This window comes from Streptomyces sp. NPDC087845 (assembly GCF_044742755.1).
Taxonomy (GTDB): domain Bacteria; phylum Actinomycetota; class Actinomycetes; order Streptomycetales; family Streptomycetaceae; genus Streptomyces.
Map to the genome: position 1 here is coordinate 228,929 of NZ_JBIUVC010000005.1, position 19,568 is coordinate 248,496.

The window sequence follows — 19,568 nt, forward strand, 5'->3', positions numbered from 1 at the left end:
GACACCGCTATGGGTTACATCGATGACGCCTTCACCAAGCTCAAGGGCAACCTGGAGATCACCCAGACGGAGCAGAGCCTGGCAAAGACACGGCACGAGGCCATCCGCGTTTTCGTCCGGTCGCACTGGGACCTCGCCGACGACTTCCTCACCGGCAGCTACCGTCGCGACACCAAGACGAAGAAGCTCAAGGACATCGACATCTTCGTGGTCCTCGACGCCGACGGCTCCCAAGCCGGCTTCCGCGATCAGGCCCCCACCCAAGTGATCAACGCCCTGGAGACCTTGCTTCGTCAGAAGTGGAGCTCCGCCGCCCGCGACGGCATGGCCGTCGTCATCCCCTACGGCCCCGACGACGAGGTCATGTCGATCGACGTAGTCCCCGCCTTCAAACGAGACGAGGGCGGCTACTACATCCCCAACCCCTCGGCGGGCGACTGGATCGCGACCAACCCCAAGCGCCACCACGAGCTGAGCATCGACAAGAATGCCGACTGCGGCGGCAAGTACGTGCCCTTCGTCAAGATGGTCAAGGGCATCAACCGCGAACTCGGCGAGCCCGTGTCGCCCTCCTTCCTGCTGGAAGTTATGGCCCAGTCGCTGGTGAAGCCGCCGATCGGGCGCTACCAGGATGAGATCGTGCTGTTCCTGGCCACTGCCGCCGAACGCATCGGTGACGAGTGGCCCGACCCCGCCGGCCTTGGCGGTGACGTCAACGCCGTCATGAACGCGACCCAGAAACTCGCTGCGGCCAACGTACTCAACCGGGCTCGAACCATCGCAGAGCGGGCGGTCGACCTGGAGGACGAGGGCCAGGAGCGCGCCGCCTACGACGAGTGGAAGCAGCTGTTCGGGAACAGGATGACCAGGCCATGAACCTCTCCACCGAACCCGGCGGCGTCCGCGGGATCCCATCCCGGGCCATCCATGAGCGGCAGCTCGACGACGACATGCTGCTCCTTCAGCGCGCCGCGTCGGCAAGCCACCAACGCGGCCAGTTCCTCGAAGCCGTGCGTGTCACCGCCGCCGTTCTGCTCGCCGCCGCCGGTGTCCTGATCACGCTGGTCGGCCACGGCCGGACAGCCGTCTCGATCGTCGGGTTCTTCTGGTTCGTCGTCTCCGCGTTCCTGCTCAAGGGCCTCGCCGGGAACACTGCCCGCCAGGGCGCCCTGCTCCAAGAGATGTTCGACGTCGCCTTGTTCCACTTGCCGTGGCGCTCCACCGTTGCAGGCGATCCCATCCCCGAACCCGACGTCCGCCGTCTCGCGCGCAAGCTCCCCCGAGGTGGTGCGAAGGACAAGCGCATCACTGACGGTTGGTACGACCCCACCCACGAGGTCCATCACCCCTACGACATTTTCATCGCCCAGGAACAGAACCTTGCCTGGGACGCCCGCCTCCGCCGCCGCTACAGCCACCTCCTCGCCACCCTCGTGATGCTGTGGGCCGCTATCGGCTTCGTCGCCGGGTTGGTGATCGCGGACGCCACGCTGGGCGACACTCTCCTTAGCTTCTTCGTCCCCTCTCTGGCGGCCTACCAGATCGCTTACGAGATCTGGTCCGGCCAACGCAAGGTGGCCGACGAGCGCGACCGACTCACCAAGGTCGTCAACACCGAGCTAGACAACGGACATCCCGGCCCCGTCCCCGACGACGAATGGCACCGCCTTCGGGACGTTGCACGGGATGTGCAGGACGGCGTTCTCCGCACCCGCCTGGACATCACCCGAGTACCCGAGTGGTTCTACAAACGCTTCCGTGACGACGACGAACGCGACTTCGGCGACACCGCAGAACGCCACCGCGTCCGCCTCGCCCAAATCACACCCCCGCCCCCGTAGGGCGCTCGGCGGGATACGCCAAACCCGCCCAGCGACTGCCGCAAACGTGGCACCACCTCACCCCAGCGATCACGCATAGTGAGCGCCCACAGCCATGATTTGCCAACTATCTCTCTCAAGATCTGCCAACCAGAATTCTCCACGCACTCTTGACCTGTGCGTCCCAGACCATGATTCGCCAACTAAAGCTCTCGGTCACACGTCCGAGACTAGGGTCTTTCGTTTGGATCGGGCCGGATCAGGGAGCGGGGTCCGGTGCGTGCGATCGCAAGGCGGAGGAGGGAGTCGGATGGGGCCTCCCCTGCTCTAGCGGAGCCGAGAGCTCGGGGAAGGAGCGTCGGCGACCGACGACAACGCGGCGAGCGTGCGTGCCGGACCCCGCGAGCCCGGCATGATCCAAACGAGAGGCCCTAGACGACTGAGTCGGCCCGTGCGCGGCCGACTTGGCCCGCCAGGGTGCTGCCGGTGGCCTGGAGACCCGGAGGTCAGGGGTCCCCCTTGATCGCGGATTCGGTCGGATCGGTGGAGGTGGGGCGAGGGGTGGGACGGGCGGTGGACTGCAACGTGGAAGACGGTCCGGCCGGTGTCATCCGCCCGGTCCACGCAGTGGGCGTATCGAAGTCACGCCCCCCACGTAACCTCTTTCCTGTGCCAGCCTCCCGCCTGCATCGCGTTGCCGTCCTTGTGCTCGAGGGTGCGAAGCCGCTCGATGTCGGAATTCCCGCGCAGGTTTTCACGACCCGCGCGAGCATGCCGTACGAGGTGCGGGTGTGCGGCGCGGAATCCGGCCTCGTGACCGGCGGCGACGGCCTGTCGTACTACGTCGCCCACGGCCTCCACGCACTTGAGTGGGCCGACATCGTCTTCGTCCCCGGCTACCGGTTCCCGGACCACGACGACCCGCCGCAGGCCGTCGTTGATGCGCTGATCGGCGCCCACGATCGGGGCGCGCGGCTCGCCGCCATCTCGACGGGCGCCTTCGCGCTCGCCGCCACGGGCCTGCTCGACGGCAAGCGCGCCACAACGCACTGGCATTACACGCGGGCGCTCGCGGCGAAGCATCCGCTCGTTCAGGTCGACGAGAACGTGCTGTTCGTCGACGAGGGCAGCGTGCTGACATCGGCCGGCGCCGCCTCGGGCATCGACCTGTGCCTGCACATTCTGCGCGGCGATCTCGGGGTGGCCGCGTCGAACCACGCGGCCAGGCGCCTGGTAGCGGCCCCCTACCGCAGCGGCGGTCAGGCGCAGTACGTGCCGCGCAGCGTGCCGGAGCCGCTCGGCGAGCGGTTCGCCGCCACCCGGGAGTGGGCGCTGCACCGGCTCGGCGAGGCCCTCACCCTTGAGGCGCTCGCCCGGCATGCGGCGGTGTCGCCGCGCACGTTCTCGCGACGCTTCGTCGAGGACACGGGGTACACGCCGATGCAGTGGGTCATGCGCGCCCGCATCGACGTGGCCCGCGAACTGCTCGAGCGTTCGCAGCGGAGCGTCGAGCAGATCGCCGCCGACGTCGGTCTCGGCACCAGTACGAATCTGCGGCTGCACTTCCGTCGCATCCTCGGCACCACGCCGGGCGAGTACCGCCGCACCTTCGCCCAGGGCGAGTAGCCCGCCACCACCACGTGGCGCGATCCTTTCGGACCGTGGCGATCACGCCGCTGTCACCGGCGGACGCTGCACGCGAACCTGAGGGCGAACCCGAAGGGACACCACTCATGACTCGCATCGCCATCAACGGATTCGGCCGCATCGGACGCAATGTGCTGCGCGCGCTGCTCGAACGCGACAGCGACCTTGAGGTCGTCGCCGTCAACGACCTCACGGAGCCCGCCACCCTCGCGCGGCTGCTCGCCTACGACACGACGGCGGGCCGGCTCGGCCGCCCGGTGAATGTCGACGGGGACGCCCTCGTCGTCGACGGCCGTCGCATCACCGTGCTCGCCGAGCGTGAACCGGCGCAGCTGCCATGGGCCGAGCTCGGTGTCGACATCGTGCTTGAGGCGACCGGCCGCTTCACGTCGGCCACGGCCGCCCGCGCCCACATCGACGCGGGCGCGAAAAGGGTACTCATCAGCGCGCCGGCGGACGGCGCCGATGTCACGCTCGCGTTCGGCGTCAACAGCGACGCGTACGACCCGGCGGTGCACACGATTGTCTCGAACGCCTCGTGCACGACCAACGCGCTCGCGCCGCTGGCCGCGGTGCTCGACGATCTTGCCGGCATCGAGCACGGTTTCATGACGACGGTGCACGCCTACACACAGGAGCAGAACCTGCAGGACGGTCCGCACCGCGACGCCCGCCGCGCCCGCGCCGCCGCGGTCAACATCGTGCCGACCACAACGGGCGCCGCCAAGGCGATCGGCCTCGTGCTGCCGAACCTCGACGGCAGGCTGTCGGGCGACTCGATCCGCGTGCCGGTTCCGGTGGGTTCGATCGTCGAACTCAACACGACCGTCGCTCGCGACGTGACGCGCGAGGACGTGCTGGCGGCGTACCACGCCGCGGCGGAGGGGCCGCTCGCCGGCATCCTCGAGTACTCGGACGACCCGCTCGTGTCGTCCGACATCACGGGCAATCCGGCCTCGTCGATCTTCGACTCGGCCCTCACCCGCGTCGACGGCCGCCATGTCAAGGTGGTCGCCTGGTACGACAACGAGTGGGGCTTCTCGAACCGCGTGATCGATACGCTCGATCTCCTCGCCACCAGCTGACCGACGCCGGGGACCTGCCCCACCTCCGGCGACCGCGTCGCCCGGTAGCTCCTGTGAGCTCTCCAGTTGGCCAGTTGGGCCAACTGGAGCACACTCCACCGCGACCGAGCCGCCGAGCCGCCGAGCCGGTCCGCGAGCGCTTGAGCCGGCCCGACCGGACATCGGCAATGGCTCGCATTCGACGGCGTCGGGACGCCGAGCCCCGTGAAGAACGCCGCGTCCGTGATCGTCTCGGGCCCACCGGGCAGCGGAAAGAACACCCTGGTCCGAAGCCCGGCCAGGCGCCTTGCTCTCCCGGTGATCGGCAAGGACGCGATCCCGGAGTCCCCGTACGGCCCGCTCGGGGGCGGTGGCCGCGCCCGGCGCGACAGACCGAGCGAGCGACACCATCAGTTCGCCCGGGCAGCGAGCGCCGGCCGGGCCGTGCTCGACAACCGGTGGCATCGCGACACCGCCCCCGGCCACCCCCGGGGCCTCGCAGGGGCCTCGCGGGGGCCGCCTCCGGGACCTCGCCGGGCTCTTGACCGAGGTCCACCGGGTCCGTGACGCCGCTCTCGCGGCCGAGCGCTTCCCGGCGCGCACCCGGCACCCCGGCCACCCGGCCTTGCGGCTCACCCCCCAGCAGGTCACCGAACGCGTGGCCACCATCCGCGCCGACGGGCTCCGCACCCTGCCCGCGCGTCGGCTCCGGCGGTGTCGATGTCAGGATGGTCCCATGACGAGCAACGTTTACTTCGACATCACCATCGACGACCAGCCCGCCGGGCGGATCACTTTCAAGCTGTTCGACGACGTCGTCCCCAAGACCGCGGAGAACTTCCGCGCGCTGGCGACCGGCGAGCAGGGCTTCGGCTACAAGGGTTCGTCCTTCCACCGGATCATCCCCGACTTCATGCTCCAGGGCGGCGACTTCACCCGCGGCGACGGCACCGGCGGCAAGAGCATCTACGGGGCGAAGTTCCCGGACGAGAACTTCAAGCTCTCGCACACCAAGCCGGGCCTTCTGTCCATGGCCAACAGCGGCCCCAACTCCAACGGCTCCCAGTTCTTCGTCACGACCATCGTGACGTCGTGGCTGGACGGCAAGCACGTGGTGTTCGGCGAGGTCGCCGACCAGGAGAGCATGGACCTGGTCAAGAAGATCGAGGCCCTGGGTTCGCAGAGCGGCCGCCCCTCGGCGAAGATCACCATCGCGGACAGCGGCACCGTCTGAGCCGCAGACCGCATCGCTGCACGAGCGCGCCGCCCGACGGTCTCCGTCGGGCGGCGCGCTCCGTCGTACCGGACGGGCGGAGGGCGGACCGCGACCGGCCGGCCGGGAGCACGGATCCGCTCGATACCGTGCCGGGATGGGGAACGTGTTCAGCGGCGGCGGCCGCAGTCTGTCCATGTCCAACGGGGGCACGGCCGTCTTCGTCGACGTGCTGATGCTCGCCGTCTCGGATCTCGCCGAAAGCGCCCGGGACCACCGGTTCGCCGCACTGCTGGCCTTGCAGGACCAGAACGTCATGGGGCGCGGGGCGGTCGGGTTCGATCTGGAGGACGTCGACTGGGGCCGCACCCCGTACGAAGGGGCCGCGGCGAAGGGCTTCGTCCTGCGGGTGCTCGATCTCGCGCTGCGCAGGCACCGGTGGGACGAGCTGGATTACGGGCCGCCCTTCGCCGAGGAGTATCTGCGGCAGTACCGGGAGATGTTCGAGGCGTTCGCCCCGGCCCCCGACACCGCGCGGCGAGTCGGCGGTCCCTCCTTCCCCGGCCCGGAGGCGGCCGTGACGGCCTCGTGCGTACGGCACCGCGTCCTGTGCGTGCCGGCCCACTGGGAGGGATGCGTCTTCTGTACGGGACTCCGCTGATCCCGCGACGGCCCGACCCCCGCACATCTACTGTCAACCACGGGTTGACGACACGGCACTGTCAACCTACGGTTGACGCATGGCGAATCCTCTAGGCATGACCCATCCCGTACGCCTCGACGACCTGATCGAGGCCATCAAGAAGGTCCACACCGACGCCCTGGACCAGCTCTCCGACGCGGTCATCGCGGCGGACCACCTCGGTGATGTGGCCGATCATCTGATCGGGCACTTCGTGGACCAGGCGCGGCGCTCGGGCGCCTCCTGGTCGGAGATCGGGAAGAGCATGGGGGTGACCAGGCAGGCGGCCCAGAAGCGGTTCGTCGCCAAGAACCCCGGCGACCTCGCGGCCCTCGACCCCAGTCAGGGGTTCAGCCGCTTCACCGAGCGCGCCAGGAACGTGGTGATGGCCGCGCAGAACGAGGCCCGCGCCGCACACAACGACGAAGTACGCACCGAGCACCTGGTGCTGGGGCTGCTCAGCGAGCCGGAGGGGCTGGGCTTCGCGTTCGTCAAGGCCCAGGGCATCACGGCGGAGGCCGTGCGCCGGGCCGCGACGGACGCGCTCCCGGCCGCGGCCGACGAACTGCCGGAGCTCACCCCTTACGACGCGGGGGCGCGCAAGGCGCTGGAGCTGACGTTCCGGGAGGCCCTGCGGATGGGCCACAACTACATCGGCACCGAGCACATCCTGCTCGCCCTGCTGGAGCAGGAGGACGGCTCGGGGGTGCTGACGGACCTCGGCATCGACAAGGCGACCGCCGAGCAGGGCATCGCCGAAGCCCTCACGCTCCTGACCGCCTCTCTGGACGAGAAGGCCTGACCGACCCGGCCGGGACGGACGCGGCGGGGACCCGCGCCGGTCGCCCCCCGTCGAGGCGGGGCCGGTGCCGTTCGCGCGGGCAGGAGGGCGGTGCGAGGGGTGCTCCGCCCCCGGTCCGGCGGCGGTCGTCCGGTGCACGCGGCGGTCGTCCGGTGCACGCGGGACCGGTACCGGCCCGGTGGCCGCCGGCCCCGGACTCGACCGGTGATACTCGGGCGGTGCGCAGCGCACCGACGGCCGGGCGGGCGGCAAGACACGGCGTCCACGGAGATGCGGCGGTCAGCGGGCCCCGGCTTCGAGCCGCAGGCTCCAACGGCCCGGCCCACCGGCGAGCGTGACCGTGGACAGCGGCCGGACGTCGACGTTCCAGTACGTCGACGGCGGGGCCTTGAGCGCGTAGACGAGGGCGGCCCGGACGACCGCCGGTTCGGCGACGGCGACGATGGAACCGTCGCACGGGGGGCGGGTGTCCAGCCAGCCCCCTATCCGCGAGATGAAGGCGAGCAGCGGTTCACCTCCGTGCGGGGCGCTGCGCGGGTCCGCCAGCCAGGCGTCGACGGCCGCGGGTTCGCAGGCCGTGACATCGGCGAGGGTGCAGCCGCGCCAGCGGCCCATGTCGCAGTCGCGCAGGGCGGGCTGGACGAGCGGAGCGTAGCCGAGCGCCTCGCCGGTTGCGCGGCTGCGCGGGGTCGGTGAGCAGTAGCGCAGCTCGGCGGCGCCCAGGGGCACCAGGGTGTGCGCGGCGAGCTGCACCTCGTGCCAGCCCGCGTGGTCGAGCGGCCGGTCGTCGTCGAAGCGCTCGGCGAGCAGGGCGGAGCCGCGCGCCGCGGCGACGAGCGAGACTCGAACAGTCATGGCGGTGATCGTGGATCCGAACGCCACGCGGGTCAAGAGGGCCTCCGCAGGCACTTCCGGCCGGGCAGGACCGGGGGCGTCCGCGGATGCGGGCCCTTCGGCAGCTCGAAGTCGACCCTCTCGTAGTTCCCGCGGGATTCCTCGCTCACGGCGGGAGTTCTCCCGCGGAACCGGTCAGGGTTTCGTCGCAGGCGGTACGCAGGCGGCGGACCCCCTCGGCGATCTCGGCCGCTCCGGCCACCGCGGCGAAGCTCAACCGGATCTGCGGGGACGGGGGTTCGGCACAGAAGTACGGGCGGCCGGGCGCGACGGCCACGCCCGCGCGCAGGGCTGCCGAGACCACCGCGGACTCGTCCGTACCGGCTTCCGACTCGGGCAGGCGCAGCCACAGACTGCCGCCGCCCGTGGGAAGGTCCGGGAGTGCCAGGGCCGGGAGCTCCCGCCGCAGGGCCGTCGTCATGGCGGTGCGCCGGTTCCTCAGCTCGGTCGACACGGAACGCAGATGGTGTCCCCACGCCGGGGAGCCGACCAGTTCGAGCGCGGCCTCCTGGAGCGGCCGGGGTACGAAGAAGCTGTCGACGACCTGGATGGCGCGCAGTCGGCCGAGCACGGGACCGCGGGCGGCGAGCGCGCCCACCCGCAGGCTGGGCGAGGCGACCTTGGTGAGGGAACAGACGTGGACGACCACGCCGTCGGGGTCGTCGGCGGCCAGGGGCGCGGGCAGTGGCCCGGCGTCGTCGTGGACCAGGCGGCGGGCGAAGTCGTCCTCGATGACGAAGGCCCCCGCGGCCCGGGCGATCCGCACGACCTCGCCGCGCCGTGCGGGTGCGAGGACCGCCCCGGTCGGGTTCTGGAAGAGCGGCTGGCAGACGAAGACGCGGGCGCCACTGGCCCGGAACGCGGCGGCGAGCAGATCCGGACGTACCCCGTCGGCGTCGACGGGCACCGGCACCGGCCGCAGTCCGGCGGCCCGCGCGGCGGCCAGCATCCCCGGGTAGGTGGGCGACTCGACCAGGACCGGGGCGCCCGGAGGGGCGAGGGCGCGCAGCGCGGTGGCCAGCGCGCTCTGGCCGCCCGCGGTGATCAGTACGTCGGCGGCGGTGAGCGCGGGACCGATCTCGCGGGCGAACCAGGCCCGCAGTTCGGTCAGGCCGTCGGTGGGCGGGCGGCCCCAGGCGCCGGGGCGGCGCCCGGCCCTGGCGAGGGCGGCGGCGAGCGCCCGCTCGGGCTGGAGCGAGGGGTGGAGGTAGCCGCCGTTGAGCTCGATGACTCCGGGCGGCGGTGCGGCGAGCGTGACCAGGACACCGGAGGCGTCGACGGTGCGCGGCACCGCTTCACGGCCGCCGTCGCCGCTGAGGGTGACCTCCTGCCAGGAGGTGTCGCCCGGCGGAGGCACATCGGTACGGGGCTGCGCCCGGAAGGCGCCGGAGCCGGGCCGTGTCACGACCAGGCCCTCGGCGGCAAGCTGGGCAACGGCCCGGGAGACGGTGACGGGACTGACCCGGAAGCGCTCCACGAGGGCCCGGCTCGACGGCAGCTTCCCACCGGGTGAGTAGCGGTTCAGTTCGCCGCGGAGAGAATTGACCAGTTCAGCGACACTGCTACGCTCATGCATGAAAGCTGATGATAGCGCTACTCCCAGTGACACGATAGCGGTCGATGCGTCGACGACCGAACCGGAGGCCCGGCCGGCAGCCGGAGGAGCAGCCGGATCAACAGTCGGTACGGCGAACCGCGGCGGCGTGGTTCTCGCCGGGCTCGGTGTCGTCGCCTTCTCCCTGACCTTCCCGTCCACGGCCTGGGGCCTGGAGAGCTTCGGCCCCTGGTCGCTGGTGGCGCTGCGCACCCTGGTCGCCGCGGCCATCGCGGGCACCGTGCTGAGGGCGGGGCGGGTACCGGTGCCGGACCGCCGGCACTGGCCCGGACTCCTCGTGGTCGCCGCGGGCGTGGTGGCCGGCTTCCCGTTGCTGACCACGCTGGCCCTGCAGACCTCGACGACCTCGCACGCGGCCGTGGTGGTGGGACTGCTTCCGCTGACCACCGCGGTGTTCTCCTCGCTCCGGACCGGGGCGCGTCCGCCCCGCGCCTTCTGGGTCTCGGCGCTCGCCGGGGCGGCGGTGGTGATCGCGTTCACCGTGCAGCAGAGCGGCGGTGAGCTGTCCGGCGGTGATCTGTATCTGTTCGGTGCGCTGCTGGTGTGCGCGGCGGGCTACACCGAGGGCGGCAGGCTCGCCGGGGTCATGCCGGGCTGGCAGGTGGTCGGCTGGGCACTCATCGCCTCGCTGCCGCTGGCGGTGGCGGGGGCGGCGGTCGCGCTGCCCCTGGAGCCGGTGCGGTTGACCGCGCACGGAGTGATCGGGCTGGTCTGGGTGGCGGCCGTGTCCACCTTCCTCGGCCTGTACGTCTGGTACCGGGGGATGGCGGAGATCGGGGTGCCGAGGGCCAGCCAGCTCCAGCTCGCGCAGCCGTTGCTGACCCTGGTGTGGTCGTTCCTCCTGCTCGGCGAGGAGGTCTCCGCGGCGGCGCCGGTGGCGGCGGTCGCGGTGCTGGTCTGCATCGCGGCAACCCAGCGGGCGATGCGCGCCCGGCGCCGGGGGTGAAACGGCGCCCGGGGTGAAATGGCGTCCGGGCGAGACGGCGTCCGGGGCGAGCCCCCGCACGCTCCACCGGGCGAAGTCGCCTTTCGGACATAGACTTGTCGACATGGACCGCCACCCGTGAGGAGGTCACTCCAGATGGAGGCACACGCGGGCGACCGGCTACTGACGCACGGCAGGACCGTGGGACAGCACGACCGGGTCGCAGAGATCGTCGAAGTGCTCGGGGCCGGGGGCACTCCCCCGTACCGCGTCCGCTTCGAGGACGGACACGAACACCTGATTTCGCCCGGTCCCGACAGCGTCATCCAGCACAAGGGCCGTAAGCAGGCACCGAAGAGGCCGTAACGGCCTCCGGCGTACGGCGCTGCTCCTCACCCCGGGCCCCCGGCGGGCCGCCGGGTTTCCCGTCGGCCCGCCCGCAACAGCGGTACGCCCACACCGCCGCTTCTGTCAGCGGGGTGGGCGTGCCCTGTTGCGGTAGTGGTCGGCCACCACCCGGGCCATGGTTCCGATCCGGTCCGCGACCACGTCCTTGCCGGAGAAGTAGACGTGGCCGCGCACCTGGTCGTAGTCGGCGGCGAAGTGGAGGTGGCGGGAGAGTTCGGCCGGGTCCTGCCAGGCGGCGGGCTGCGCGGGGTCACCGGCCTTGTAGAGCGCCTCGCCCACGAACAGATCGACGCCCGTGCCCCGCACGACCTCGCTCCACCAGGGCAGCAGCTTGGCGTAGTCGGCGGCGGCGAAGCCGATGTTCCAGTAGATCTGCGGGCAGATGTAGTCGATCCAGCCCTTCTTGACCCAGCCGCGGGTGTCGGCGTGCAGATCGTCGTAGGTCTGCACGCCCGCCTTCGTGTCGGAGCCGAGCGGATCGGTCGCGGCGTTGCGCCACACCCCGAACGGGCTGATCCCGAACTGGACGTTCTTCTTGATCTTCTTGATCCGCTCGGCGGTCTCGCGCACCAGCTTGTCGGTGTTGTCGCGCCGCCAGGCGTCCTTGTCCTTGAAGCCGGCGCCGTACTTCGCGTACGTGGCGTCGTCGTCGAAGACCTTCCCGGCCACCGGGTACGGGTAGAAGTAGTCGTCCCAGTGCACGGCGTCGATGTCGTAGCGGCGGACCGCGTCCAGCATCGCGTCCTGGACGAAGCGGCGGACCTCGGGGATTCCGGGGTTGTAGTAGAGCTTCCCGCCGTACGGCAGGACCCAGTCCGGGTGCATCCTGGCGGGGTGGGTGGCAGCCAGCCGGGACGGGTCGGTGTGGTTGGCGACCCGGTACGGGTTGAACCAGGCGTGCAGTTCCAGGCCACGACGGTGCGCCTCGCGGACGGCGGTGCCCAGCGGATCCCAGCCGGGGTCCTTGCCCTGGACCCCGGTGAGGTACTGGGCCCATGGTTCGTAGGGCGAGGGCCACAGCGCGTCGGCGGTCGGCCGGACCTGGAGGATCACGGCGTTCAGCCGCCGGTCGACGGCCTCGTCGAGATACCCGATCAGCTCGGCCTGCTGCTCGGCCGGCGTCAGTCCGGGCGCGGAGGGCCAGTCGAGGTTGGCGACGGTGGCCACCCACATCCCGCGCAGCTCACGCCGGGCGACCCGGTGACCGCCCTTGCGCGGCGGTGCGCCCGCACGCCCGGAACCGGCCTGCCGGGACGGAGCCGCGAGCGCGTCACCGGCGATGGCGACGGTACTCACCACCCCCGCGACCACCCCGGCCGCACCCGCCACAAAGCCTCTTCTGGCCATTTGCCGCATTTCGTTGCACCTGCCGTCTCTCTGTCATCGTCCGTCGCCCCTGCATTCAGGCGTAACGCAGAGCATGCCCGCCCCGGCCCGCGATGACCCGTAGGCCGCGGAGTAACGTCGGGGGGTCGGGGCGGGCACCGGAATCAGACGGGAACCTGCGACACGGAGAACAGCGAAAGGCACGAGGTGACGGACTCTATGGCCGACATTGCACGCGTCGGAGTGGTGGGCTGTGGCCAGATGGGTGCGGGTATCGCAGAGGTCTGCGCCCGCAGCGGTCTTGAGGTCATGGTGGCCGAGACCACCGGCGAGGCGCTGGAGATCGGCCGCACCCGGCTGCACAACTCCCTCTCGAAGGCCGCCGAACGCGGAAAGATCACCCCGGAGGAGCGGGACGAGACACTCGCTCGTCTGAGCTACACCACCGACCTCGGGGAGTTCGCCGACCGCGATCTCGTCATCGAGGCCGTCGTGGAGAACGAGCAGGTCAAGACCGAGATCTTCCAGGTGCTCGATCAGGTGGTGACCCGGCAGGACGCGATCCTCGCCTCGAACACCTCCTCCATCCCGCTGGTGAAGCTGGCCGTGGCGACCTCTCGCCCGGACCAGGTCGTCGGCATCCACTTCTTCAACCCGGCCCCGGTGCAGAAGCTCGTCGAGCTGATCCCCGCCCTGACGACGTCCGACGAGACGGTGAAGCGCGCCGAGGCCCTGGTCCAGGACGTCCTCGGCAAGCACCCGATCCGCGCCCAGGACCGCTCGGGCTTCGTCGTCAACGCGCTGCTCATTCCGTATCTGCTCTCCGCGATCCGGATGTTCGAATCGGGAATCGCCAGCCGCGAGGACATCGACAACGGCATGGAGCTCGGCTGCGCCCACCCGATGGGCCCGCTGAAGCTCTCCGACCTGATCGGTCTGGACACCGTGGCCTCGGTCGCCGATTCGATGTACGCGGAGTTCAAGGAGCCGCTGTACGCCGCTCCCCCGCTGCTCCAGCGGATGGTGGACGCGGGGCGGCTCGGCCGCAAGACGGGCTCGGGCTTCTACCCCTACTCCTGATCCGTCCGCGTGTACCCGTACGGGGCCGACCGGGGCACCCCCCGGTCGGCCCCGTACGCGCTTCGGGCGGTGTCATTCCAGCCGCAAGCGCGGTGTCACCCCAGCCGCAAGTGATGGAGCATCATCAGCCCGGCCACCATGCCGGCGGCCGGAACCTCGCCGCGGGCGATCATGTCGGGCACCAGTTTGAGCGGTATCCACTCGCGGCGCGAGGATTCGAAGTCGTCGCCGGGGTGGCCGGTCCAGGTCGCCTCCTCGGACCAGTAGAGGTGGTGCCGGGCGTCGGTGAGACCGTTCGACGGCTCCACGGTCAGCAACGGGCGCAGCGGGCCGGGACGCCAGCCGGTCTCCTCCTCCATCTCCCGGGCTGCGGCGGCCGCGATGTCCTCGCCGTCCTCGACGACGCCCGCGGCGAGTTCCCAGCCCCAGCTGTCGGTGATGAACCGGTGCCGCCACAGCAGCAGCACCTCGTTGGCCTCGTTGACGACGGTGGCCGCCGCGACGGGGCGGAGCCGGATGAGGTAGTGGTCGAGATGGCGGCCGTCGGGGAGGACCACATCCGCCAGATTGACCCGGAACCAGCGGTTCTCATACACAGTTTGTTCGTTCAGGTTCGCCCATTGCACAGTTCTGCCACCTTCCGACAAGTAGGTGGCAACATCGCAGCAGGAGCAGGACCGGAGGGGAACGTACCGGTACCCGTGGGCCGCGCAAAAGCGCGGGGGTGCTCACAGCGGTACGCGCAACGCCCCGTCGATCAGCTCGGCGGCCCGCCCCGCCTCGGCGCAGCCGCTCGCGAGCAGATCCTCGCGCACCGCGCGCAGCCGGTCGCGCAGCCGCTGCGACTCCATGCCCCTGGCCCGCTCCGCCATCTCCACGGCGGTGGCCGCCGCCCGGTCCGCCTCGCCCTGGCGCAACTCGATGCGGGTCAGCATCGCCAGCCGGTGCACCCGGCCCCGGTCGTGCGCCGGGGCCCGTACCGCCGTCGCCGCGTGTTCCCTGGCCCCCGGGAGATCGCCGAGGCTGAGCAGCGCCTCGGCCACCTGCACGTCGACCAGGCCCGGCTGGACGTACCCCGTCTCGTCCGGTTCATGGCCCGGCCGGATGCGTTCCGCCTGCGATTCGGCGCGGCGGATGCACTCCAGGGCGCCGGCGGCGTCGCCGATGTGGGCGTACGCCTTGGCCTGCATCGCGTACAGATCGGCGGCCAGGGCGGGAGTGATGTGGTCGCCGGCGGCCCGCAGCGCCGCCTGCGCGAAGGCCACCGACTGCCGGTATTCGGCGAGGAACAGCGACTGGTTGACCAGCAGGGCGATCACATAGCCGCCGAGCCCCCGGTCCCCGCTCGCCTTGGCCAGCCGCAGCGCCTGGTGGAAGTAGCGCTGGGCGAGTCCGTGCGCGTCGGAGTCATAGGCGCAGATGCCCGCGACGGCCACCAATCCGCCTGTCGCGCGGTGCAGTTGGCGCCCCGTGGCGTCGCTGTAGCCACCGCGCAGCAGCGGGGCGGTCTCCGCGTTGAGGAAGCCGACGATGCGGGATCGGGTGGCGATTCCGCCTGCCCTGCGGTACATCAGTTCGTAGTGGGCGCGGGCCGCGCGCAAGGTCACTATGTCGGCGGTGCCGACGCGGGTGGTGCCGCTGCGGGAGACATCGAGGTCCTCGGGCGGGTTCTCCCATTCCCAGACGGGCATCACCGCCGTGGTGCCCGTGACGGCGGCCGAGGCGAGTATGTGCGGGCGCCGCTGTTCGTCGGAGCGCCACAGCGCGGTGGCCCGCTCGACGAATCCGGTGAGTGTGGAGGCGGGTACGGCCGCGGTGGTGCCGGGTGCCGCCATGCCGATGTCGTCCAGCGAAAGCGGCCTGTTCAGCCGGTTCCCGAGCACTTCGCAGACCAGGTCCGGCACCTGGCCGCGCGGGCGCTGCCCCTTCAACCAGCGGGCCACCGCGGTGTGTTCGTACCGCAGGCGCAGTCCGCGGGAGCGGCCGGCCCGGTTGATGTGCGCGGCGAGGCCGGCCCGGGAGACGCCCGCCTCCTCGATCAGGGCCGCCAGCAGAATGTTGGGCTCCGTTGCCCGCATGTGCCCCTCCGGTGGTTCGGCACGCCGAGGCGTGTCGCACCAGTGGAGCACGATTCACACGGGGTGTGAACGGAATGCCCGAAGCGTCCCGCCGCGCGCTCTGTCGCCGCGGGACGCGGATCGGTTGAATCAGTCGTCTCGCAAGAGGCGGCCGGGTCGTCTGCTCCCCCTCGTACAGTCGGCGACCCGCACCCGCGCCCTGCGTTCCGCCGACCTGCCCGGCACTCCGCGGCGGCGCGAACAGCGCGGGCAACGCCCGGGTGCGGTTCTGTACCGCCCGGCGAGCGCGGAGGGGCGTATCCGGAATCGGATACGCCCCTCCTTCACTCTGTGTCGCGCGGGGTGCTACGCGCCCCGCAGCACCGCGCCCGTCCGTTCGGCGGCCAGGGCCACCGCGGCGTCGCGGGCCGCCGACGCCTCGTCGACCGTCAGCGTGCGGTCCGCCGCGCGGAAGCGCAGCGCGTACGCCAGGGACTTGCGGCCCGCACCGATCTGGTCGCCGGTGAAGACGTCGAACAGCCGCAGCGATTCGAGGAGTTCACCCGCGCCCGCGCGCAGCGCCTGCTCCACCTCGGCGGCGGGGACGTTCTCCGCGACGATCAGCGCGACGTCCTGGGTCGCCACCGGGAAGGCGGAGATCCGGGGCGCCCGGAGCGGGCCGTCCGCGGCCTGCTCCAGGATGTCGAGCTCGACCTCCATGGCGCAGGTGCGCTCCGGCAGGTGGAGCTCCTTGATGACGCGCGGGTGCAGCTCACCGGCGTGCCCGAAGAGGGTCTCCGCGCCGTTCACCGTGACGTACAGCGCGGCGCAGCGGCCCGGGTGCCAGGGCGCGTGCCGGTCGCTGCGGACGGTCACCTCGACACCCGCCTCGTGGGCGATCGTCCGAGCGGCCTCGATGGAGTCCGCCCAGTCGGCCGGGCGGCCCTTGCCCCACCAGCCGGCCTGCTCGCGGGCGCCCGCGAGGACGACCGCGGCGCGGCGCGGCTGGCGCGGCAGCGCGGCGTCGAGCCCGGCGATCTCCTCGTCGGTGGGACGGCGGTCGACGGGCAGCCGTACGGCCTTCGTCTCGCTGCCGGTCGGCCGGAAGACCAGGCCGGTCTCGAAGAGCGCGAGGTCGTGGCTGCCGCGGCCGTCGTTGCGCCGCAGTGCGCCGAGCAGGCCCGGCAGCAGCGTGGTGCGCAGCGCCGGCTCCTCGTCGGAGAGCGGGTTGACGAGGTCGACCGTGCGGCGGCGGGCGTCGTCGGTGTCGAGCCCGAGCTGGTCGAGCACGGCGTCGCCGATGAACGGGTAGTTCAGCGCCTCGACGTAGCCGGACCCGGCGAGCGCCCGGCCGACCCTGCGGTGCAGCCGCTGGCGGTCGGTGAGCCCGCGGCCGGACGGCGGGGTCGGGAGGGTGGACGGGAGGTTCTCGTAACCCTCCAGCCGGATGACCTCTTCGGCGAGGTCGTTCGGCTCGCTGAGGTCGGGGCGCCAGGACGGCACGGTGACGATCAGTTCGTCCTGCCCGTAGACGTCGCAGCCGACCTCCTGGAGGCGGCGTACGACGGTCTCGCGGCCGTAGGCGACACCGGCCACCCGGTCGGGGTGGTCGGCGGGCATCGCGATGGTGCGGGGCGCGGACGGGGCGCTGATCTCGGTGACGCCGGCCTCGGCGGTGCCGCCGGCGAGCAGGACCAGCAGGTCGACGGTGCGCTGCGCGGCGGCGGCCGCGGCCTGCGGGTCGGAGCCGCGCTCGAAGCGCTTGGACGCCTCGGAGGACAGCTTGTGGCGGCGCGCGGTCCGGGCGATCGAGATCGCGTCGAAGTGCGCGGCCTCGATGACGACCTCGGTGGTGCCGTGCGCGCCTTCCTGGACGTCCGCGATCTCGGTGTTGGCCCCGCCCATGACGCCCGCCAGGCCGATCGGCCCGCGGTTGTCGGTGATGACCAGGTCCTCGGCGTCCAGGACGCGGGCCGTGCCGTCGAGGGTGGTGAGCTTTTCGCCCTGCTCGGCGCGGCGCACCCCGATCGGCCCGTCGAGGCGGGAGCGGTCGTAGGCGTGCAGCGGCTGGCCGAGCTCCAGCATCACGTAGTTGGTGACGTCGACGGCGAGCGAGATCGGGCGCATCCCGGCCTTCTGCAGCCTGCGCTGCAGCCAGATCGGGGAGCGCGCCTCGGGCTGGAGACCGACGACGGTGCGCGCGGTGAACCGGTCGCAGCCGATCGGGTCGGCGACCTTGACCGGGTAGCCGTACGCGTTCGGCGCGGGCACGTCGAGGAGCGCCGGGTCGCGCAGCGGCAGCCCGTACGCGATGGCGGTCTCGCGGGCGACGCCGCGCATGGACAGGCAGTAGCCGCGGTCCGGCGTGACGGCGATGTCGAGGACCTCGTCGACGAGCTGGAGCAGCTCGATCGCGTCGGTGCCGGCCTCGTGCTCCGGCGGCAGCACGATGATGCCGTGCGTGCCGTCGTCGCCCATGCCGAGCTCGTCGGTGGAGCAGATCATGCCGTGCGAGGTCTTGCCGTACGTCTTGCGCGCGGCGATCGCGAAGTCGCCGGGCAGGACGGCACCCGGGAGGACCACGACGACCTTGTCGCCGACGGAGAAGTTGCGCGCTCCGCAGACGATCTCCTGCGGCTCGCCGGTGCCGTTGGCACGGCCGACGTCGACGGTGCAGAAGCGGATGGGCTTCTTGAAGCCCTCCAGTTCCTCGATGGTCAGTACCTGTCCGACGACCAGCGGGCCCTTGAGGCCGGCGCCGATCTGCTCGACGGTCTCGACCTCCAGACCCACGGCGACGAGCTTGGCCTGTACGTCACGGCCGGTCTCCGTCGCCGGCAGGTCGACGTACTCCCGCAGCCAGGAAAGCGGGACGCGCATCAGATCTCCATCCCGAACGGCCGGGTGAACCGGACGTCACCCTCGACCATGTCTCGCATGTCTTCGACGTTGTGGCGGAACATAAGCATCCGTTCGATGCCGAACCCGAAGGCGAATCCGCTGTACTTCTGGGGGTCGACGCCGCAGGCGACGAGGACCTTGGGGTTGACCATGCCGCAGCCGCCGAGCTCGATCCAGCCCTCGCTGCCGCAGGTGCGGCAGGGGCGGTCCGGGTTGCCGACGGAGGCGCCGCGGCAGACGTAGCAGACCATGTCCATCTCGGCGGACGGCTCGGTGAACGGGAAGAAGTTCGGCCGGAGCCGGGTCTTCATGTCCGGGCCGAAGAGCGCCTGGACCATGTGGTCGAGGGTGCCCTTGAGGTCGGCCATGGTGAGGCCCTCGTCGACGGCGAGCAGCTCGATCTGGTGGAAGACCGGGGTGTGCGTCGCGTCGAGCTCGTCGGTGCGGTAGACGCGGCCGGGGCAGACGACGTAGACGGGGGGCTCGCGGTCGAGCAGGGTGCGGGCCTGGACCGGCGAGGTGTGCGTACGCAGCACGACACCCGACTCGTCGTTCCCGGCGCCGTCGGCGCCCCGGACGAAGAAGGTGTCCTGCATCTGCCGGGCCGGGTGGTCGGGCACGAAGTTCAGGGCGTCGAAGTTGAACCACTCCGCCTCGGCCTCGGGGCCCTCCGCGACCTCGTAGCCCATGGCCACGAAGACGTCCGCGACGCGCTCCATGAAGGTCGTCAGCGGGTGGCGGGCGCCGGCCGGGGTGCGGTCGTAGGGCAGCGTGACGTCCACCGCCTCCTCGACCAGCACGCGGGCGTCCCGCTCGGCCTCCAGCTCCGCCTGGCGGGCGGCGAGGGCCTTGCCCACGGCGCCGCGGGCCTGGCCCACGCGCTTGCCGGCCTCGGCCTTGGCCTGCGGCGGCAGTGCGCCGATCTCCCGGTTGGCGAGGGACAGGGGCGAGGTACCACCGGTGTGCGCGGTCTTCGCCTGGGCGAGCGCGTCGAGGTCTCCCGCGGCGGCGAAGGCGGCGAACGCCTCGTCCCGCATGCGCTCGATCTCTTCCGGTTTCAGTGCCTCGACCTCGACTGGGTCGTACGACTTGTTCGGTGCCGACATCTCTTCCCGTGCTTCCGATTGGCTGATT

At 71.4% G+C, this 19,568-nt stretch carries 17 protein-coding genes; 10 read left to right on the forward strand and 7 right to left on the reverse strand.

All coding sequences use genetic code 11. The annotated features are described in order from the left end of the window. The first annotated feature begins 9 nt into the window (after positions 1–9). From ACIOMQ_RS15540 to ACIOMQ_RS15570, 7 genes are all read left to right on the forward strand, one after another. On the forward strand, positions 10–876 hold the full coding sequence (locus tag ACIOMQ_RS15540; RefSeq protein WP_366108929.1) for a CBASS oligonucleotide cyclase: 867 nt from the start codon (positions 10–12) through the stop codon (positions 874–876). Beyond that, the gene (locus ACIOMQ_RS15545) at positions 873–1,841 is read left to right on the forward strand and encodes an S-4TM family putative pore-forming effector (RefSeq protein ID WP_366108928.1); all 969 of its coding nucleotides are present in this window, start codon (positions 873–875) and stop codon (positions 1,839–1,841) included. Before ACIOMQ_RS15540 ends, ACIOMQ_RS15545 begins: the two co-directional genes overlap by 4 nt. A 648-nt stretch (positions 1,842–2,489) precedes the next feature. Beyond that, a complete protein-coding gene (locus ACIOMQ_RS15550; protein ID WP_402189188.1) occupies positions 2,490–3,446 on the forward strand; it encodes a GlxA family transcriptional regulator in 957 nt (318 codons plus the stop codon). Positions 3,447–3,553: 107 nt separating this feature from the next. Beyond that, on the forward strand, positions 3,554–4,552 hold the full coding sequence (gene gap / locus ACIOMQ_RS15555) for a type I glyceraldehyde-3-phosphate dehydrogenase (protein WP_362205785.1): 999 nt from the start codon (positions 3,554–3,556) through the stop codon (positions 4,550–4,552). A 715-nt stretch (positions 4,553–5,267) separates the two neighbouring features. Then, positions 5,268–5,765, forward strand: coding sequence for a peptidylprolyl isomerase (locus ACIOMQ_RS15560; protein WP_362205443.1), 498 nt, complete (start codon positions 5,268–5,270; stop codon positions 5,763–5,765). Positions 5,766–5,901: 136 nt separating this feature from the next. Then, on the forward strand, positions 5,902–6,405 hold the full coding sequence (locus ACIOMQ_RS15565) for a hypothetical protein (RefSeq protein ID WP_402189191.1): 504 nt from the start codon (positions 5,902–5,904) through the stop codon (positions 6,403–6,405). 79 nt (positions 6,406–6,484) lie between these two features. Continuing rightward, positions 6,485–7,228 carry a Clp protease N-terminal domain-containing protein gene (locus tag ACIOMQ_RS15570; RefSeq protein ID WP_402189193.1) on the forward strand — a complete coding sequence of 248 codons (744 nt, stop codon included), beginning with the start codon at positions 6,485–6,487 and terminating at the stop codon, positions 7,226–7,228. A 279-nt stretch (positions 7,229–7,507) separates the two neighbouring features. Here ACIOMQ_RS15570 and ACIOMQ_RS15575 read toward each other — a convergent pair whose 3' ends face one another. Both ACIOMQ_RS15575 and ACIOMQ_RS15580 read right to left on the reverse strand, forming a co-directional pair. Beyond that, positions 7,508–8,083, reverse strand: coding sequence for a histidine phosphatase family protein (locus ACIOMQ_RS15575; RefSeq protein ID WP_401755427.1), 576 nt, complete (start codon positions 8,081–8,083; stop codon positions 7,508–7,510). Between the two features lie 145 nt (positions 8,084–8,228). Beyond that, complete coding sequence (locus tag ACIOMQ_RS15580; RefSeq protein WP_402189195.1) at positions 8,229–9,698, reverse strand: PLP-dependent aminotransferase family protein; 1,470 nt, start codon at positions 9,696–9,698, stop codon at positions 8,229–8,231. Here ACIOMQ_RS15580 and ACIOMQ_RS15585 point away from each other — a divergent pair. Together ACIOMQ_RS15585 and ACIOMQ_RS15590 are read left to right on the forward strand one after the other, a co-directional pair. Continuing rightward, the gene (locus ACIOMQ_RS15585) at positions 9,697–10,683 is read left to right on the forward strand and encodes a DMT family transporter (RefSeq protein ID WP_362210102.1); all 987 of its coding nucleotides are present in this window, start codon (positions 9,697–9,699) and stop codon (positions 10,681–10,683) included. The two genes, ACIOMQ_RS15580 and ACIOMQ_RS15585, sit on opposite strands and share 2 nt — an antisense overlap. A gap of 135 nt (positions 10,684–10,818) precedes the next feature. Beyond that, positions 10,819–11,028 (forward strand): DUF1918 domain-containing protein, encoded by a 210-nt coding sequence (locus ACIOMQ_RS15590; RefSeq protein WP_362210105.1) that lies wholly within the window; start codon positions 10,819–10,821, stop codon positions 11,026–11,028. 105 nt (positions 11,029–11,133) lie between these two features. Here ACIOMQ_RS15590 and ACIOMQ_RS15595 read toward each other — a convergent pair whose 3' ends face one another. After that, a complete protein-coding gene (locus ACIOMQ_RS15595; protein ID WP_401267339.1) occupies positions 11,134–12,426 on the reverse strand; it encodes a glycoside hydrolase family 10 protein in 1,293 nt (430 codons plus the stop codon). Between the two features lie 189 nt (positions 12,427–12,615). On the opposite strand from ACIOMQ_RS15595, the gene ACIOMQ_RS15600 reads away from it, so the two are divergent. Then, positions 12,616–13,476: a 3-hydroxybutyryl-CoA dehydrogenase gene (locus ACIOMQ_RS15600; protein ID WP_362210111.1), complete on the forward strand. Its 861-nt coding sequence runs from the start codon at positions 12,616–12,618 to the stop codon at positions 13,474–13,476. 95 nt (positions 13,477–13,571) lie between these two features. Here ACIOMQ_RS15600 and ACIOMQ_RS15605 read toward each other — a convergent pair whose 3' ends face one another. The 4 genes from ACIOMQ_RS15605 to pheS form a co-directional block, all read right to left on the reverse strand. Beyond that, on the reverse strand, positions 13,572–14,102 hold the full coding sequence (locus ACIOMQ_RS15605; RefSeq protein ID WP_362210114.1) for an NUDIX domain-containing protein: 531 nt from the start codon (positions 14,100–14,102) through the stop codon (positions 13,572–13,574). Between the two features lie 102 nt (positions 14,103–14,204). Next, on the reverse strand, positions 14,205–15,554 hold the full coding sequence (locus ACIOMQ_RS15610) for a transcriptional regulator (RefSeq protein ID WP_401267342.1): 1,350 nt from the start codon (positions 15,552–15,554) through the stop codon (positions 14,205–14,207). Between the two features lie 345 nt (positions 15,555–15,899). Continuing rightward, positions 15,900–18,413 carry a phenylalanine--tRNA ligase subunit beta gene (gene pheT / locus ACIOMQ_RS15615; protein ID WP_402189199.1) on the reverse strand — a complete coding sequence of 838 codons (2,514 nt, stop codon included), beginning with the start codon at positions 18,411–18,413 and terminating at the stop codon, positions 15,900–15,902. After that, positions 18,413–19,540 (reverse strand): phenylalanine--tRNA ligase subunit alpha, encoded by a 1,128-nt coding sequence (gene pheS / locus ACIOMQ_RS15620; protein WP_362210123.1) that lies wholly within the window; start codon positions 19,538–19,540, stop codon positions 18,413–18,415. Before pheS ends, pheT begins: the two co-directional genes overlap by 1 nt. Between the last annotated feature and the right edge of the window lie 28 nt (positions 19,541–19,568).

Excerpts from the sequence above, each read along its gene's own strand:
- ACIOMQ_RS15540 (WP_366108929.1), top strand. The coding sequence starts at position 10 with ATGGGTTACATCGATGACGCCTTCACCAAGCTCAAGGGCAACCTGGAG.
- ACIOMQ_RS15545 (WP_366108928.1), top strand. The coding sequence starts at position 873 with ATGAACCTCTCCACCGAACCCGGCGGCGTCCGCGGGATCCCATCCCGG.
- gap (WP_362205785.1), top strand. The coding sequence starts at position 3,554 with ATGACTCGCATCGCCATCAACGGATTCGGCCGCATCGGACGCAATGTG.
- ACIOMQ_RS15560 (WP_362205443.1), top strand. The coding sequence starts at position 5,268 with ATGACGAGCAACGTTTACTTCGACATCACCATCGACGACCAGCCCGCC.
- ACIOMQ_RS15565 (WP_402189191.1), top strand. The coding sequence starts at position 5,902 with ATGGGGAACGTGTTCAGCGGCGGCGGCCGCAGTCTGTCCATGTCCAAC.
- ACIOMQ_RS15570 (WP_402189193.1), top strand. The coding sequence starts at position 6,485 with ATGGCGAATCCTCTAGGCATGACCCATCCCGTACGCCTCGACGACCTG.
- ACIOMQ_RS15575 (WP_401755427.1), bottom strand. The coding sequence starts at position 8,083 with ATGACTGTTCGAGTCTCGCTCGTCGCCGCGGCGCGCGGCTCCGCCCTG.
- ACIOMQ_RS15585 (WP_362210102.1), top strand. The coding sequence starts at position 9,697 with ATGAAAGCTGATGATAGCGCTACTCCCAGTGACACGATAGCGGTCGAT.
- ACIOMQ_RS15580 (WP_402189195.1), bottom strand. The coding sequence starts at position 9,698 with ATGCATGAGCGTAGCAGTGTCGCTGAACTGGTCAATTCTCTCCGCGGC.
- ACIOMQ_RS15590 (WP_362210105.1), top strand. The coding sequence starts at position 10,819 with ATGGAGGCACACGCGGGCGACCGGCTACTGACGCACGGCAGGACCGTG.
- ACIOMQ_RS15595 (WP_401267339.1), bottom strand. The coding sequence starts at position 12,426 with ATGCGGCAAATGGCCAGAAGAGGCTTTGTGGCGGGTGCGGCCGGGGTG.
- ACIOMQ_RS15600 (WP_362210111.1), top strand. The coding sequence starts at position 12,616 with ATGGCCGACATTGCACGCGTCGGAGTGGTGGGCTGTGGCCAGATGGGT.
- ACIOMQ_RS15610 (WP_401267342.1), bottom strand. The coding sequence starts at position 15,554 with ATGCGGGCAACGGAGCCCAACATTCTGCTGGCGGCCCTGATCGAGGAG.
- pheT (WP_402189199.1), bottom strand. The coding sequence starts at position 18,413 with ATGCGCGTCCCGCTTTCCTGGCTGCGGGAGTACGTCGACCTGCCGGCG.
- pheS (WP_362210123.1), bottom strand. The coding sequence starts at position 19,540 with ATGTCGGCACCGAACAAGTCGTACGACCCAGTCGAGGTCGAGGCACTG.